The organism is Rhodococcus sp. IEGM 1406 (genome assembly GCF_030056745.1).
In the GTDB taxonomy this organism is placed as follows: domain Bacteria; phylum Actinomycetota; class Actinomycetes; order Mycobacteriales; family Mycobacteriaceae; genus Rhodococcus_F; species Rhodococcus_F erythropolis.
Genome location: NZ_JASHKO010000003.1, coordinates 680,533 through 697,381, shown reverse-complemented (window position 1 = coordinate 697,381; position 16,849 = coordinate 680,533). Strand labels below are relative to the sequence as shown.

Annotated in this window: 12 protein-coding genes; 6 read left to right on the top strand and 6 right to left on the bottom strand. The window is 62.3% G+C overall.

Going from position 1 to position 16,849, the window contains the following annotated elements:
- Positions 1-344: 344 nt before the first annotated feature.
- Positions 345-1,736 (bottom strand): MocR-like pyridoxine biosynthesis transcription factor PdxR, encoded by a 1,392-nt coding sequence (gene pdxR, locus QM596_RS18895; protein WP_283309649.1) that lies wholly within the window; start codon positions 1,734-1,736, stop codon positions 345-347.
- Positions 1,737-1,785: 49 nt separating this feature from the next.
- On the opposite strand from pdxR, the gene QM596_RS18890 reads away from it, so the two are divergent.
- The 4 genes from QM596_RS18890 (at position 1,786) to QM596_RS18875 (ending at position 6,026) form a co-directional block, all read left to right on the top strand.
- Positions 1,786-2,244 (top strand): carboxymuconolactone decarboxylase family protein, encoded by a 459-nt coding sequence (locus QM596_RS18890; RefSeq protein WP_069147323.1) that lies wholly within the window; start codon positions 1,786-1,788, stop codon positions 2,242-2,244.
- A gap of 618 nt (positions 2,245-2,862) precedes the next feature.
- The gene (locus QM596_RS18885) at positions 2,863-4,323 is read left to right on the top strand and encodes a hypothetical protein (RefSeq protein ID WP_283309648.1); all 1,461 of its coding nucleotides are present in this window, start codon (positions 2,863-2,865) and stop codon (positions 4,321-4,323) included.
- A gap of 129 nt (positions 4,324-4,452) precedes the next feature.
- A complete protein-coding gene (locus tag QM596_RS18880) occupies positions 4,453-5,151 on the top strand; it encodes a class F sortase (RefSeq protein WP_134998487.1) in 699 nt (232 codons plus the stop codon).
- A 77-nt stretch (positions 5,152-5,228) separates the two neighbouring features.
- Positions 5,229-6,026, top strand: coding sequence for an SDR family NAD(P)-dependent oxidoreductase (locus QM596_RS18875; protein WP_269577545.1), 798 nt, complete (start codon positions 5,229-5,231; stop codon positions 6,024-6,026).
- A gap of 14 nt (positions 6,027-6,040) precedes the next feature.
- Here the strand turns inward: QM596_RS18875 and QM596_RS18870 are convergent, their stop codons facing one another.
- Entirely contained in the window at positions 6,041-7,162 is a 1,122-nt protein-coding gene (locus QM596_RS18870) for a GGDEF domain-containing protein (protein ID WP_030534865.1), read from the bottom strand.
- 175 nt (positions 7,163-7,337) lie between these two features.
- Between QM596_RS18870 and QM596_RS18865 the strand changes: the two genes are divergently transcribed.
- Both QM596_RS18865 and QM596_RS18860 read left to right on the top strand, forming a co-directional pair.
- The gene (locus QM596_RS18865) at positions 7,338-7,982 is read left to right on the top strand and encodes a GntR family transcriptional regulator (protein WP_020968281.1); all 645 of its coding nucleotides are present in this window, start codon (positions 7,338-7,340) and stop codon (positions 7,980-7,982) included.
- Entirely contained in the window at positions 7,982-9,256 is a 1,275-nt protein-coding gene (locus tag QM596_RS18860; RefSeq protein WP_029254359.1) for an MFS transporter, read from the top strand. The genes QM596_RS18865 and QM596_RS18860 overlap by 1 nt, the downstream gene beginning before the upstream one ends.
- A 49-nt stretch (positions 9,257-9,305) precedes the next feature.
- Here the strand turns inward: QM596_RS18860 and QM596_RS18855 are convergent, their stop codons facing one another.
- From QM596_RS18855 to QM596_RS18840, 4 genes are all read right to left on the bottom strand, one after another.
- On the bottom strand, positions 9,306-10,877 hold the full coding sequence (locus tag QM596_RS18855; protein WP_003941083.1) for a flotillin family protein: 1,572 nt from the start codon (positions 10,875-10,877) through the stop codon (positions 9,306-9,308).
- Between the two features lie 11 nt (positions 10,878-10,888).
- Positions 10,889-11,404: a hypothetical protein gene (locus tag QM596_RS18850; protein WP_283309647.1), complete on the bottom strand. Its 516-nt coding sequence runs from the start codon at positions 11,402-11,404 to the stop codon at positions 10,889-10,891.
- A gap of 148 nt (positions 11,405-11,552) precedes the next feature.
- Entirely contained in the window at positions 11,553-12,854 is a 1,302-nt protein-coding gene (locus tag QM596_RS18845; RefSeq protein WP_050655931.1) for a M1 family metallopeptidase, read from the bottom strand.
- An 11-nt stretch (positions 12,855-12,865) separates the two neighbouring features.
- On the bottom strand, positions 12,866-16,759 hold the full coding sequence (locus tag QM596_RS18840; protein ID WP_047269705.1) for a Pls/PosA family non-ribosomal peptide synthetase: 3,894 nt from the start codon (positions 16,757-16,759) through the stop codon (positions 12,866-12,868).
- Positions 16,760-16,849 lie beyond the last annotated feature (90 nt).

Sequence of the window (16,849 nt, the reverse complement as noted above, 5' to 3'; positions counted from 1 at the left end):
GCGCCGATGGTACTGCACTCGACAGGGTGTGGGAGAGTAGGACACCGCCGAACACAACTTGAGAAGCCCCCCAACCAGTGATGGTTGGGGGGCTTTCTCGTACCCAAAACACCCCCCAAAACCACCCCCCGGATCGAGCGAACGGCACGTCCGTCGCCTCAGATCGACCCAACGCCCCGTTCACACCATCACGAGCGAGCACGGCCGGCTCACCACCCCGTCCGGGATCGAGTGAACGACACTCTCACCGCCTCTAACGAGATGAACGGTACGTTCACTCCATCAGGGCAGGGCAGGGCAGGGCAGGGCAGGGCAGGTGAGCGGATGGGTAGATCCGACAGGCGTTATCGCAGAGCCTCCTGCAGCACCTCGCAGAGCACATCCAGCGTCCTGGAGTACTGCGACTGCGTCGGCGTGCTGTAACCGACGACGATGCCGTCACCGCCGACTGACGATGCGTCGGGATGTCGGAAGACGGACAACCCTTCGAGCCCGAGATCGCGCGCCTGCGCCGCCGCAAGAACAGATTGTTCGGTGCCGGAGGGAAGGCGGATCACAGCGTGAAGACCCGCGGAGATCCCCTCGACCCTGACCTGGGGTACTTGCTGTGCAAGGGTCGCAACCAGTTGATCGCGTCGTCGTCGATACGAGGTACGCATCTTTCGAATATGGCTGTCGAATCTTCCGGATTCGATGAAGTCTGCCAAGGTCAATTGATCCGTTGAACTTACCCAGCGTTCGTAGGGTCCCTTTGTTGCGAGGACGGGTTCGATCAGCCTGTCCGGCAACACCATCCATCCGATGCGTATGGCCGGCGACAGTGTCTTGCTGACAGTGCCGAGGTATGCAACGTGCTGCGGCGCGATTCCTTGGAGTGCGCCGACAGGCTTTCTGTCGTAACGGAATTCGCCGTCGTAGTCGTCCTCGATGATGACGCCACCGGTAGTCGAGGCCCATTCGAGAGCGGTCGCGCGCCTCGCCGGTGTGAGGGGACCTCCGAGGGGAAACTGATGCGTCGGCGTCAGCAGAACACTCTCAGCAGGTGTTGACGCCAATTCGTCTGTGCAAGTGCCTGATTCGTCGACCGAAATGGGAATTGTCAGCAGTCCTTCGTCGACGAGCAACTGTCGGTGCAGGTGAAGGCAGAAAGCATCGACCGCAATCGTTCCTCCGAGTGCACGGGCGAGGAGGGAGATCCCGTGACCCGAGCTGGCACTGATCACAATGCGGCTCGGATCGACGCGAACGCCTCTGGTGCGGCTCAGGTATGTGGTGAGGGCGTTTCGGAGTTCGACTCGGCCTCTGGGATCACTGGTCGCGAAAGCGTCGGTCGGCGCAGTGGTCAAAGCACGTCTGGCGGACGAAATCCATGCAGTCCGGGGAAACGCCGACGCGTCCGGCGATCCGGGGAGAAGGCTGTAGGTCAAGCGCCGTCGGGTCGGTGATGGCTCGACCTCGCGACTGTGTGTGCTGGCGAGCGTGGCGACCACGGTCCCGGAACCCGGCCGTGTGACAAGCCAACCGGCGGCGGCGAGCTCGGCGTAGCAGTCCGCAACGGTGTTTCGGGCAACTCCGAGATCGAGTGCGAGGGTGCGAGAAGGCGGGAGTCTGGTGCCGTGCTTCAACAGTCCACTGTCGATCGCGTCGCGAAGCGTCTGAAGCAGCGCAGCGCGAACCCCGATTCCCTGTGGCAGCTCGATATGCAGATCGAACCCAAGATTGGCCCATGAATTCATCACCGGATTGAACCATGTTTCGGGGTCTTTCCGGGACTACGGTTTGAGTATGACTACAGCAACAGGACAACGACTGGATATCGCAAAGCTGGCGCCCGAGGTCTACAAGGCGATGATTGCGTTGGATGCCGCTGCGCGCAAGGGGCTGGAGCCGACGCTCGTCGAGCTGGTCCTCACGCGTGCGTCACAGCTGAATCATTGCGCGTGGTGCTTGGACATGCACACTCGCGACGCCCGAAAGGTCGGCGTGACGGAGCAGAAGCTCTACCTACTGAACGCGTGGGAAGAAGCGCGAGGGATGTACTCCGATCGCGAACGCGCCGCACTCGCCTTGACCGAGGCCGTGACAGTCCTTACCGACGGTTTCGTTCCGGACGAGGTGTACAGCGAGGCGGCCGGCGAATTCTCGGAGGAGGAACTGGCCCAGCTCATCAGCGTCATCTTCACGATCAATGCGTGGAATCGCATTGCGGTTACCACAAGGAAGGCGCCTCCGGTCCGAGACTGATCCGAGGCTCGTCTCCGCTCTCTGTCGGGGGCAGATTGCCGCCGTCGAAGATCTGGGTAATCGACACAAAGAGGACCAAAAGATTGGTTCAGAGTGTGAACAAAACCAACAGATTCTCTAAATGTGAGGCAAATCACATTTGTGAATCGGTGGATTGTTCCGAGTATCTGCAAGTTGTCTGAATCCAGACAAAGCAGTCTCGGTTGGAAGTTCCGGTGAAGGGGTCCGCATTGCGGGCCCCTTCTTTTGTGTGCGCGCTGAAAACGCCCCTTCCTGTGAGTTTCCCCAGAATGTCCGAGTTACCGACCGGCTAGCGTCGGGGGAATGCCGGGAACGCCCCGGTTACGTGAGCCGATTTTGAGTTGATCGTGATAGTTGTGCGGTTGGACAAAGGTGCAGTCATCTTGTTGGCTAACTCGTCGTCCGGAGGTTCAAGCTGCCTACGGGGGCTCGACGATCGGGTGGACTTTCTTGAAACATGCACTACATTGCCATCTAGTAACTGGCTGATTGCCAAAAGCGATCAGCCGATCCTCTCGGAAGTGAGCGCTGGGTGGCGTGGCCTTGGGAATCCAAGCAACCTTCCCGCTACCGAAATGTCTTGAAAGGGAAGCTTTGATGACTGTGTCTGGTTCACGGCGTAGGCCGCTTGTTCTCCGGCTCTCGCTAACTGCAGCTATTGCCGCAACGGTGGCCGGTAGTAGCGTTGCTTTTGCTTCACCAGCTGTGTCCGCGCCGATGCCTGTGCGAACCGCGGCTGCTCCGGCGTTCACCGCCGGGTTGTGTGAGGGCACTGAGTACACGCCCTCAGAGCAGATGCTTGACATCTCCGGCATTCGGCTGGATCACTACAACGACGGCAACATCGTGCCGATGTACGGCACCACGGATCGGGGTACCTCGGCCGCGGTGGATGCGCCGGTCTGCGGTGTCCGCGACGTCGACGGAATTGCGAAGTCGGAATGGATGTACTGCACGGACTTCGATCTCGATCCATGTGCCGGCGTCGACGAAAACGGTTTGCCCGTCGACAAGCACAACGACGAGATGGGTGCGACGGTTCCGTCATCGGGCAATCCCGATCTGTCAGCCGACGATCTCGCTGTCATCAGTTGGTTGCTGCAGAATCCCGCCAAGCTCGACGGCGCCGTTTCGGGAAACGGCAGTGAGGATGCGCGTTCGGCGCGGCAGACGCTGGTGTGGTGCGTTTCGGACTACGACAATCCGCTGATGGCCGATTTCAAAAGCCTGTGCGACAGGAACATCGGCGACGACGAGCGAGCTCGCATCGTCGAGATCATGAACGTCACGCAGACGCTCGACCTCGTTCGTAAGACACCCGCGACGGGAACTCTGAAGGCCGGCGAGACTGCCGTGTTCACCCTGAACACGAATATGTACCGGAAGCCGATCAATGTTCAGTCCTCGGCGGGCACCGAACTCACCGTCTGTGGCGACAACGCCAAGGCAACGTTGAGTGCAAACCAATTGACGGTCGACGGCCGCGGCGACGCACCGACTGCCGTGGATCTGTGCCTCACCGCTGCGGACGGCGGTGACTACTCCGTGACCGCAAGCGTCATTCCGGATTCGGTCGAGAACCTGCACTGGAACACGGCAGGCGCACAGTGCCAGATCTTCGCGTCGTTCGACACCGTTCGGCCGGCTTTGATGAATGCGTCTGCCAGCGTCGGATATGCAGCAGCGCCCACGACGACACCCGCAACGACGACACCGGCAACGACGACACCGGCAACAACGACACCGGCAACAACGACACCGGCAACCACGACGCCTGCAACTCCGGTCGTTCCGATTGTGCCCATCGTGCCGATTGTTCCGATTGTGCCGGTCGTGCCCGTAGTTCCGGGTGCACCTGTTCCGTCGCAGCCGGTTGCAACTCCCGCTGCTCCGGCGCCGTCGGTTCCGAAGCAGGCCACCGGACCTCGCCCGGTTGCCATCGACGGTGGTGCCGCTGAACAGAATTCAGGCCGCAACGTCGCCGTCGCAGTGACGGGCCTCGGGCTTGTCGGTATGGCTGCTGCCGGAGCAGTTGCTCTCCGCCGCAAGCGTTCCTGACGCCAGGCAGATGTAGTAGACGTCGGCACCGGTCACGATTCGTGTGATCGGTGCCGACACAGATCAGACGCAGGGGGCGTCAATTCGCAAGAGGCGCCGGGGGTGCCTCATCCCGCAGGAGACAGTTCGATGACCATGCACGAGTCGGATCCCAATCCATCCAATCCATACGACGATCCCAACCACGATCAGCCCGCGAACATCGGCAAGGGGCGTCGAGTCGCGTTCATCCTGGCCCTCGTCGCGGTGCTTGTCGCCGGTGCTTCCATGGCCTTCGTCGGCCTGCGATCCTCCGATGACGATGCTGCGATCCCGCCGAGTCCGGGAGTTGTCATGTCGCACTCCGCGAATCCGGCAGCGCCTTCGGATGAGTTGATGACTCCCAACACCCTTTCGCTCGACCCGGTCGGTGTTCAGGCGCCGATCGTGGACGCCACCGTGCCGGAAGGAGTTCTCACTCCGCCGGAGAACGTCAAGAACGTCGGAATCTGGCTCGACGGCGCCTCGCTCGACTCGGTCACCGGCACGACTTTGATTGCCGGACATGTCAATTTGACCGGCCAGGGTAACGGTGCACTGTTCGACCTGGGCACGATCGAACCGGGTGAAGTGATCCGTACATCCGACGCGACGGGCAAGAGCACGTCGTGGAAGGTGACTGCGGTGACGACGCGTCCGAAGGCCGATGGCGTGGAGGAAAGCGTGCTGGCCGGCCCGGATGGCCCTCGAAAGTTGGCAGTCGTAACCTGCGGCGGCGAACTGCAATTCGAGGACGGTGTGGGTAACTACGCCGACAACGTCTACCTGTACGCGGATCTGATGGTCTGAGACACAGAAACAATCCAGTCGGTCCCCGATCCCTCTTCGTAGAGATCGGGGATCGCCTGTTGGATAGTGTCGCAGGTATGGATCTTCACCTGTCTGGAAAGCGTGCGATCGTTGCCGGTGGTAGCAAGGGGATCGGTCTGGCAATCGCCAGAGGTCTGGCTGCTGAAGGGGTCGACATCGCGATACTCGCGCGCACTGAGCAAACCGTCGTAAGCGTTGCACGAGATTTGGTTTCGGAGTTCGGAATTCGTGCGATCGGAGTCGTGACGGATACGCGAGACGACGACGCAGTTCAGGCGTCGGTGCGGCAAGTAGTAAAGGAGTTCGGCGGCGTCGACATTCTGGTCAACTCGGCAGCGACTCCGTTCAGCGCCGGAAAGCCGACGGATTTCGAGGCGACCACCGACGACGTCGTGCGCGACGAAGTCGAAGTGAAAGTGCTCGGCTACCTGCGCACTGCGCGTGCTGTGGCGCCGTATCTGATCGATCAGGGTTGGGGTCGGATCATCAACATCAGCGGTTTGGGCGCCAGACAGGCAACCTCGATCGCCCACACGATCCGCAACGTCAGTGTGTCTGCGCTGACCAAGAATCTTGCAGACGAGCTGGGCCCCAAGGGAATCAACGTCACTGTCGTCCATCCGGGCGTGACGCGGACCGAGAGGTTGACCGCGCGGATTACGCGCGAGTCGGAAGAATCCGGCCGCTCGCAGGCGGAGGTGGAGCGGGGTATCGCGACGAATTCGATACACCGGATCATCGACGCCGAAGAGGTGGCTGATGTCGTGACCTTCCTGGCATCGCCGCGAAGCATCGCGATCACCGGTGACGCGGTGGCAGCGGGTGGAGGAGTGCCGGGGCCGGTTTATTACTGATAACTCACGTACTGCTACCTGCTCGCAGTGGTGACGATCGTGTGAACGCGTCCGCCGCCGAGTCTCTTGCTTTCGTACATCGCCGAATCGGCGACTTTCTGCATGTCGGTGAACGCTCTTGCACGCTCTTCTCCGGCGACGAATTTGTGGGTACGCACGGCGATTCCGATGCTCGATGTCGACGGTATCTCGTCGGTATTCGAGTGCATTGCCGGTCCGATCGAGTCGAGCATCGGGCCGATGGCCGGCACGGAAAGTCTTTGAGCGAGGATGAATTCGTCGCCGCCGACCCGTGCGACAACAGCATCGGCATGTGCCCAGGCGGACAACCGCTGTGAAACCCGGAGAATTATGCGGTCGCCCACGTCGTGACCGTGTACGTCATTGATCGTCTTGAACCGGTCGATGTCGATCGCGATCACGAGTAGTGCCGCCGATTCCTGACGCTGGAACTCCGCGAGTACCTTCTCGACGTGGCGGTCGAGGCCACGACGGTTCAGGAGCCCGGTGAGGGGATCGAGGTCGGAGCTGGACGCGTCCATGCTGAGCATCGTCAGCACGATCTGCGAGATGAACGCACAGACCACGAGTGCGGTGACGACAACCAGCACTTTCGAAACACCGAGCGCGGGATCTCGCTCCGGCCCGAAGAGGATCGGCTGCGCAGCCACCACGATCATCACAACCGAGAAGGTCAGGTGTGCGATCTGCAACTTCGGATTGTGAAAATAGGCGATGTAGATACCGATCAGCGCGTAGATGACACAGGTGAGTAATCGCGCAAGCTGCGAGGAATCTCCAAGTACGGAAATTGTGACTGCGATGTCGCAGAAGACTACGAAACCGAACGAGCGGCGCTTTGTCGGGCCGAAGACCCACCATGAGACTCCGACCATGAAGCACGAGATCACGACAACAGTGTTGAAGAACAGCGCAATCGTGCTTGTCGGACCGGCCGGACTGAATCTGTTGAGTAGTGCGCACACGCCCAGTCCGATGACAATGATGCCAAGTAATAGCCGGGTGGCGGTCGTGAGGCCGTTGTCGCGGAGATAGCGAGTGAATCGGTCGTATTGATCGGGGAGGGCCAGCCACTCGCGGGTCAGGGTCCTCATGGACTTCATCTGCGACGTCATGAGTGCGTCAGTCTGCGATGGCGGGAGCGTGCGCCGTTCATCGTGAACTGACTCCTCTTCTGTCTGGCACCTTGCAATGCTAGCTGGATCGATGCCGTGTTGGACCGAGATGTTCGGATCGGCGACCCGAATGTCTGGGTTCCGCCAGCATGGAGTATAAATACATCTTGTGTCTATGTTGTATTCCGCTTCGGAAAACGTCTTCCGCGAAGTCAAAGAGCTGATCCTTTCCGGCGAACTCGCCGGCGGGGAGCTGATCAGCGAGGGTGACATCGCCGCTCGGACCAATGTGAGCCGAACGCCGGTGCGTGAGGCGTTTCTGCGTCTCGAGTCGGAAGGTTGGATGCGCCTCTACCCGAAGAAGGGGGCGCTGATCGTCCCGGTCGCGGATGGGGAAGCGGAACACGTAGTCAGTGCCAGACAGCTCGTCGAGACTCAGAGCGTTCGAGTGGTGTCGGTCCGACCGCACGCACGTGAAACGCTTGTCGCAGCGTTGCGCGCGAATCTGATCGAGCAACGTGAGATTGCTGATCGCGGGGACGTTGCCGCGTTCAGCGCGATCGATGCCGACTTTCACAAGATGATCGTTGCCGCCGGTGGGAACCCTTTGCTCGACTCGTTCTACGCGAGTCTGCGCGACAGGCAACGACGGATGACAGCGCGGTCGATCTCACGCGACCCCGGCCAACTGTCTCGCATCCTTGCCGACCACACCGCGCTTACCGACCTCGTAGAAACAGGCGATGCAGACGGATACAACACTGCCGTCCTCACACACATGCGCCAGGTGCACGGCCTCGGCTTCGAAGGAACTCTGTGATGAGCACCCAAACGATAGACGCTGGGACCGCAGCCGAACGTCGTCCAGGCAGTGAACGTGGCACCGGCGGAAAATGGCTGTGGCTGACCGTTGCCGCCAGCATGTTCGCCGCGGCCTGGGGCGGAAACGAATTCACGCCACTGCTGGTGATGTACCGACTCGATCACGGCTATTCGCCGGTGATGGTCGACTTCTTCCTCTTCGCCTACGTCGTCGGAATTGTGCCGGCCCTGCTGCTCGGCGGCCCGCTGTCCGATCGATTGGGTCGACGCCCGATCATGCTCCCCGCGCCGATCATCGCGATCGCCGGTTCGACACTGCTCGCTTTCGGGGCGGACTCCGCTGCCGCTCTCATTCTGGGAAGGATCCTCTGCGGCATCGCCTTGGGGATCGGTATGGCCGTCGGCGGCTCCTGGGTCAAGGAGTTGTCCACGCAACCTTGGGATTCGACGGCGTCGGAAGGCGCAGGTGCCAGGCGAGCAGCGATGAGTCTGACTGCCGGCTTCGCCTTGGGGGCGGGTGCCGCGGGAATCTTGGCGCAGTGGGCGCCCCTGCCGAGTGTGTTGGCGTACGTCCTGCACATCGCGATCACCGTCCTCGCCGCCATGGCGCTGTGGCGTGCTCCCGAAACACGACCGGCACAGGCGAAATCCGACCGTCGCAGGTTGATCGACGACCTCAAGATCCCTTCGGCAGGTCATCGTCGATTCCTCTACGTTGTTGTTCCGTTGGCGCCGTGGGTGTTCGGTGCTGCCAGTGTCGCGTATGCAGTTATTCCGGCGCTCATGACCGGGCACAGTGGCGATGCGCCCGTGGCCTTTTCGGCTCTACTGTGCATGGTCGCGCTGACATGCGGATTTGCGATTCAGTCGTTGGGGCGAAAGATCGATACCGACCGCAGCGCGCGCGGCGCCGTTGTGGCTCTGGTGTTTCTGGTGGTTGGTATGGCCGGCGCTGCTCTGGTTGCGTCGACGCTGACCGTGGCGATCGCGATCGTGGCTGCAGCGATCCTCGGTTGCGGGTACGGCATGGCATTGGTTTCCGGGCTGCTGGAGATCCAGCGAATCGCGGGGCCGGACGATCTGGCAGGACTGACCGCGGTGTTCTACTCGATCACCTACATCGGTTTTGCTGTGCCTGCGTTGCTGGCGATGCTGTCGGAAAGCATTCCGGCGCTGAGCTACACGGTGACTCTTCTGTTCGGATCAGCCGCCGCCGCTGCCTGCTTGATTCTGATTCTCTTCAAGTCGCGTTCACATCTTCCGAGCGCGTGATGCCGTCCGATCCGCCGACCCCTGCGAGAGTCGGCGGACCGGGGCGAAATCACGCGTCTACGGTTGCGGAACCGTTTTCCGAACTGTGGACCGAATTGTGTACCGAACCAGCCGGAACCGATGCGGTCTTGTTCAGGCCGTTGAGCAAACCGGTGATATCGACGCCTGAGCTTTCGAGAGTTTCGATGACACCGGCAATCACCTGGGGACTGATGCCCAGGATCGAGCCGATCGAACCCTGCGCCCCGTCGCTGCCGCCGACGATGGAGATCCGATCGATGTCGCCGACCGGCTTCGCTGCTGCTGCGGTGGCGTCGACCAGTGCTGCCAGAACGTCAGGCAGAGTGAGCAACTGCGCGGCCTGCGGGGTGTAGGAATTGAGCGCCTCGGCGATCTGACGCTTACCGGCAGCTTCGGCTTCGAGCTTGGCGCGCAAACCATCCGCTTCGGCTTGCTGTTCGGCGCGAACGGCGTCGGCCGCTACCTTGCGGCCGTCAGCTTCGGCTTCCAGACGTGCTCGAAGGCCGTCGGCATCAGCCTGCTGCTCGGAGCGAACAGCGTCGGCGACGAGCTTTCGTGCATCGGCCTGAGCGCCGCCGGCCTGCCTTGCTGACTCGGCCTGTGCCTGGGCGCGGAGGATCGCGGCCTGTCGCTCACCCTCTGCGCGTGCGATGGAGGCTTGGCGTTCGGCCTCGGCCGGTGCAATGACATCTGCCTGCAATGCCGCTTCCGATTGCTGGGCGCGACGACGCTCGACCTCGGTGCGAGCTTCGACGCGGGCCGCCTCGGCCTGCTCACGTGCGATTCCGACGGCCTTCTCGGCCGTTGCCTGCGCGAGTGGTCCGGCCTGGTCGGCTTCGGCATTCTCGGCTTCGGTCTGTGCTCGAAGGCGAGCGAGTTCGACGTCGCGCTTCTGATTTGCGCTCGCGATCGCAGTGTCGGCCTCGGCCTGTGCGACGGAGCCTGCCTGTCGCGCCTTTGCCGACTGGATCTGCGAATCACGCTCTGCTTCAGCAGTTCCGATCGCGGCATCACGTTTGACCTCGGCGATGCGGCGCTGACCGAGCGATTCGAGATAGCCGTTGAAGTCGGAGATTCCCGCGATCTTGATGACATCGACTTCCATGCCGATGCGGGCGAGGTCGCCGCCTGCCTCCTCGACCACGCTGCGCGCGAGCGAATCGCGGTTGGAGTTCAGATCCTCGACCGTCATGGTCGCGGTGATTCCGCGCAGACTGCCGGCGAGGATTTCGTTGATCTGCTGCTGGAGTTCGTCCAGGTCGGAGGTCAGGAATCGTTGCACCGCTGTCTGAACCGCTTCGTCGGCGGAACCGATTCGTACCAGGCCGACTGCCTCGACGTTGACCGGAACACCGTCGTTGGAGAGCGCATTCTTGAGATTGATGCTGACGTTGAACGGCTCGAGCGACATGATGTCGACGCGTTCGATTCCCGGAATCTTGAACCGGGCTCCGCCGCGGACGACTTTCGGCTTGCCTCGTCCGGTGAAAACCGCCACTTCGTTCGGCGGGACCTTGACGTAGTTCTTCACGTAGATCGCGGGGAGAACGATGAAGATGATTACTGCGACTACAACCGCAATGATGATGATTGGCAGCATGTATCGAGTCCTTAGATCGCGTCGTCAACCGTGACGACGTGAAGGTATTGATCGTCTACATCGGCGATGTAGACGGTGGTGCCGGTGGTGAGCGCCATCGGCTGTGCACTGACGGCCTTGGCCTGCACGCGATTGCCTTCGGCGTCGACGAACGAGACTTCTCCCCAACCTTCGGCTGCAATGGTGAGAGTGACCGTGCCCAACAGCCCGGAGTACGAAGCTCGTCCGATGTGCGAATTATCTTGTTGTTCAAGGAGATAGGGGAGAAGTAGGCCGCGCGTGACGACAACGAGAACGACGGCGAGTGCGAGTGCTGCAATCGCCGCTACCAATGTCGGAGCGTCCGCGAGAGTGGCAGCTACGCCGCCGGCGCCGAAGCCGAAAAGTGCTGTGGCCAAGGTTGTCAGGCTCAGAAATGGCAGCCCGTCTGCGTGGCCGCCGCCCAGATCTGCAACCTCGCCGACGGCAAAGGCTCCGACCAGGGCCACGACCCCGATCACGAAACATATTGTGAATACAACGAACATCGATCCCCCGATCTACCTGTCGAGGAAGCGTGCCCTGAGAATTGTGTTGTCGGGGTCGTCCCTCGGCCCACCTCTATAGTAAAGGTAAGACAAAGATAATCGGCGCATTCGGAATGTTTCGGCGTGGTGATATCGCGGTGAGAGAGCGTCAGAGACGAGGCAGGGAGCGCTGATTCAGCCATGCATCCCAGAGTGGGCGCAATGGAGTGTCGGTGAAACGTGAAGCGAGATCGGTGAATTGCTCGGTGCTGACCGTGCTGTGCCGATGCTTCGTGGTCCACTGACGGATCAGTTCGAAGAACTTCTCGTCTCCGAGAACGCCGCGCAGGGCGTGCAGAGTCAACGCGCCCCGCTTGTAGATTCGATCGTCGAACATCAGGGCAGGCCCGGGATTGGCGACGATCAAGTCCTGAGATTTACGCCCGAGCCCTTGATAGGCGTTTGTCGCGAGTTGGTTCGAGGACGGGCCACCGGAATTCTCGGACCAGATCCACTCCGCGTAACAGGCAAAGCCTTCGTGCAGCCAGATGTCGCACCACTGCCCGAGAGTGAGGCTGTTGCCGAACCATTGATGGGCAAGCTCGTGTGCGACAAGACGTTCGGAACCGCGTCTGCCTGTGCAGTGGTTGGCTCCGAAGATCGAGAGTCCCTGCGCTTCGATGGGGATTTCGAGTTCGTCGTCGGTGACCACAGCGGTGTAGTCGGCAAAGGGATACGGCCCGAACAGCTTTCCGAAGACCTCCAACATCTGGGGTTGGCGCCCGAAGTCGACGTCGAACGCTGCTCGCAGCCGAGGTGGGTGAACGGCGAAGACCGGTACCGGCCCGGCGCTCACCTGCCGGTGCTCGTACTGACCGATCTGAATGGTTGCCAGGTAGGTTGCCATCGGTTCGGTCTGCTCGTAGACCCACGTCGTCTGACTCGCACGGGTCTGCTTGCGGATCAGCTTGCCGTTGGCGAGGGCATAGAACGGGGAATCGGTGGTGATCGAGATTCGGTACGACGCTTTGGAAATCGGATGGTCGTCGCACGGGAACCAGGACGCCGCGCCGTTGGGCTGACTTGCGACCAAAGTTCCTTCGTCGAGTTCCTCCCAGCCGACTTCGCCCCACAGGCTCTTGATCGGCTCGGGGTTGCCGCTGTACGCGATGGTGACCGACAGGGCACCGCCCGCGGGGATCTTGGTAGACGGCGTGAGGATCAGCTTGTTGTTCAAGTGCGCGTACTTGGTGCCGCGGGCACCGTTGACGGACACCTTGGACACCTGCAGGTTCTGTGCGAGGTCGAAGCTGAACTTGGATCGGCTCTCGGTGGTGACAGCGGTGATGACAGCTTTGCCGGCGAGACGGTTGCTGAAGACCTTGTACGTCAGTTCCAGTTCGTACCGGGACACGCGGTACCCGCGGTTGCCGTTGAGCGGCAGGTACGGATCGATCGGCTCCTCGAGCATTCGGTTCGGCTTCACGACGCCACCCACGGTGCAATCGGGTTGCCCTGCCAGCGGGTGGAGGGCGGAACGGTGTCACCTCGCATCACCAGAGATGCAGGCCCTACCGTCGCTCCCGCGCCGATGCCGGCTGCGGGTAGCGCGACACAGTGCGGTCCCAGCGTTGCTCCTGCTCCCAAAGTGACGGTGTCCATGGACATGATCCGATCATGGAAGAGATGAGTTTGCACGACGCACCCCCGTTCCACTGTCGCTCCGTCGCCCAAAGTCACAAGATCTGCCTCGGGTAGCCAGTACGACTCACACCAAACGCCCTTACCGATCTTGGCCCCGAGTCCACGCAAGAAGATGTTCAGTACGGCCGTACCAGTCGCCGCGCGAGCGAACCACGGCGCCGCGACGGTCTCGACGAAGGCGTCGGCTACCTCGTTTCGCCAGACGAACGAACTCCACAGCGGATGCTCGACCTTGGCGATGCGTCCGACGACGATCCACTTGGCGGCGATGGTAATCGCGCCCGCCACTGCGCCGGCGACGAGCAGAATTACGCCGCTCAGCAGAGCCGCGAACCAGAATCCGACTGCGCCGACCAGTGCTTCGAGTGCAAACAGAACACCGAGACCGATGCCGAACGTGACCATGACGGGGATCAGTCGGCAGGTTTCGACCACTCCGCGGGCGATCTTGAGGCGCATGGGCGGATTGAACGTGCGGGCGGCGTCGGTGTCTCCGGCAGCCCTTCTCAGACGTACCGGTGGACTACCCAGCCACGATGATCCGGACTTGGCCTTGGACGGGGTAGCCGACAGAACCGCCACCAGACCGTTCTTGGGGACGCGTCGACCGGGGGCGGTCATACCGGAGTTGCCGAGGAACGCGCGCTTGCCGATCTTCGCCTGTTCGATGTGCATCCAGCCGCCGCCGAGGCCGTAGCTCGCAACCATGGTGTCGTCAGCGAGGAATGCGCCGTCGGCGACCGTCGTGAACTTGGGAAGGAGGAGCACGGTGGAGGCTTCGACGTTCTTGCCGATCTTGGCGCCGAGAAGGCGGAGCCATCCCGGTGTCAGCAGGCTCGCGTACAGCGGGAAGAGGAAGGTTCTGGCCGAGTCGAGCAGGCGTTCGGTCGCCCACACCTGCCAGCCGATGCGGCTGCGGACAGGGTGGTAACCGGGGGTCAGCCCGATCGAGAGAAGACGAACGGCCACAAGGGTGACGACTGCGAAGACGAGCAAACTCAGAATGGTCGCGACGGGAAGCATGATCAGCGATTGGAGCACTGCGCTCGCGAGCGTGTCGGTGTCGCGGATCCACCAACCGATCAAGGCGATTCCGGCCATCAGAGCGAAGATCGGCATACCGGCCAGGAAGACCGAGGTGACGCCGTATACCGGCACCCAGCCGGGTGCGCGCTTCGGATGTTCGGCCGGCCAAGGATGATTCGCTTTCCCGACCTTGGTGGCGGGGGATCCGGCCCACTGCTGGTTTGCCTTCACTCGGCCGAACACCGCAGATCCGGGTTCGACGACGGCGTCCCGACCGATACGCGCGCCGGGCAGAAGCGTCGAGCGTGAACCGACGGAGGCGCCGTCACCGATCTTGATCTCACCGATGTGAATGACGTCGCCGTCGATCCAGTGGCCGGAGAGGTCGACTTCGGGTTCGACGGAGCAACCGTCACCGAGTTCGAGCATGCCGGTGATGGGAGGAAGTGTGTGGAGATCGACGCCGCTGCCGATGTCGGCGCCGAGGGCGCGGGCGTAATAGAGCATCCACGGTGCGCCCGAAAGATTGGCTGCGCCACTGGCTTCGGTGAGTCGCAGCGCGATCCACAGACGCAGGTGTTCACTACCACCTCGCGGGTACGTTCCTGGTTCCAACTTGCGTAGGAGCAGGCGCGCCCCGACGACGGCGATGGTCATACGGCCGATCGGCGTGATGAACACGATGAACGCCAACAGGATCCACCACCACGAGACCGTGGGCGCCCAGCTGACGTCGACGAACCAGCCGAGGACGTTGTTCGCGATCGCCAGCCACGTCACCCACTGCAGTCCGGTGAGCGTCGTGAGTGGAACGGTGACGGCGATCTGCGCCAGCTGAGTTTTCAAGGGTGTTGGAGCGACGATGCGCGGCTCCACAGTTTCGGTGGGTGCCAATTCGTCGAGATATTCGGCGAGCGATCCCAACCGTGGATGGTCGTAGAGCTGTGCGACGGTCACTTCTGGGAACCGCTCGCGCAGGGCGGTCACCAACTGAGCAGCAGAGAGGGATCCGCCGCCCACTTCGAAGAAGTCGTCGTCGAGTCCGGTGATCTGGGCTCCCAGGATCGATCCCCACAGACCGGCAACCCAGGCGGCGGTGCCGTCGAGGCCCAACGCGGCCCCGGCATCTTCACCGGCGCCGGGCAACGGCCACGGCAGCGCATTGCGGTCGACCTTGCCTGACGTACGCGTCGGAAGTTCGTCCATCAACGCCAGACGCGGCACGAGGGCTGCTGGTAGCTGCTCGCTGAGCAGTGCATGAGCGGCCTTGAGATCGAAGTCGGGATCCGTGCTGGCGATGTACCCGACGAGGAGTTGATTGCCGGCTGCAGTCTTCTTCACGGCTGCGGCAGCGCCGCTCACGCCCGGCAGGTTCTGCAAGGCGTTGTCGACCTCACCGAGTTCGATGCGCCTGCCGCCGAGCTTGACCTGATCGTCCGCGCGGCCCTGGAACATCAGGCCGGTGGTCTCGAGCCGGACCAGGTCGCCACTTCGGTAGGCGCGTTCCCACCCGAGCGAGGGCATCGACGCGTACTTCTCGGCGTCCTTCGCGGGGTCGAGGTAACGGGCGAGGCCGACGCCGCCGATCACCAGTTCGCCCACCTCACCGACCGCGACGGGATTGCTCTGGGCGTCGACGACGGCAAGGTCCCAGCCGTCGAGGGGGAGGCCGATGCTGACGGGGCTCTTGCCGTCCATCAGTGCGCCGCAGGCGACGACGGTTGCCTCGGTGGGGCCGTAAGTGTTCCAGACCTCGCGGCCCTCGACGGCCAGGCGTTCGGCCAGTTCGGGTGGGCAGGCTTCGCCGCCGAAGATCAGCAGTCGAACGGCTTCGAGGGCCTCGGCCGGCCACAGAGACGCAAGCGTCGGCACAGTGGAGACGATGCTGACGTCACGCGAGACCAGCCACGGGCCGAGGTCCATGCCGCTGCGAACCAGCGAACGAGGAGCCGGGACGAGGCAGGCGCCGTGGCGCCACGCGAGCCACATCTCCTCGCAGGACGCGTCGAATGCCACGGAGAGTCCCGCGAGGACGCGGTCACCAGGCCCGATGGGCTCGTCCTGGAGGAACATGCGCGCCTCGGCGTCGACGAAGGCTGCGGCATTGAGGTGAGTGACCGCGACGCCCTTGGGGGTGCCGGTGGATCCTGAGGTGAAGATGATCCAGGCGTCGTCCTCGGGTTCGGGTTCGCGAACCGGTGGATGTTCGAGCCGCTTCGGCGCCGTCCCCGGCTGGATTCCGTCGCCGGTGATGATTGCCGCTACCTGCGCCTCGCCGAACACCAACTCGGCGCGCTCTTCCGGATCGTCGGCGTCGACGGGAACGTAGGCGGCGCCCGCCGCGAGGATCGACAGGATCGCGACGTACAGCGAACGCGAACCTGACGGCATCCTGATTCCGACGCGGTCACCTGCGCCGACGCCGGCATCACCGAGCCAGCGTGCACCGAGCTCGATCTCGTCGAGCAACTCCGAGTACGACAGTGTGGTGTCGCCGTCGTCGATGGCAGGTGCTTCCGGGTTGGCCTCGGCTGAGGCCCGCACGATGTCGATGAGCGTGCGCGGCGCAGGTGCATGCGCCGACCGTAGGAATACGGACGGAATCCCGAAAGATTGTTCCGTCTCCGACTGCGACTGGAGTGGCAAACCCGTTGGTCCTGTTCTACTCACGAAACTTAGAGTCCTGCGAACTGTCGAGTTGAAAGTCTCATGACAAGTTTGCGAGTTGGTGAACAG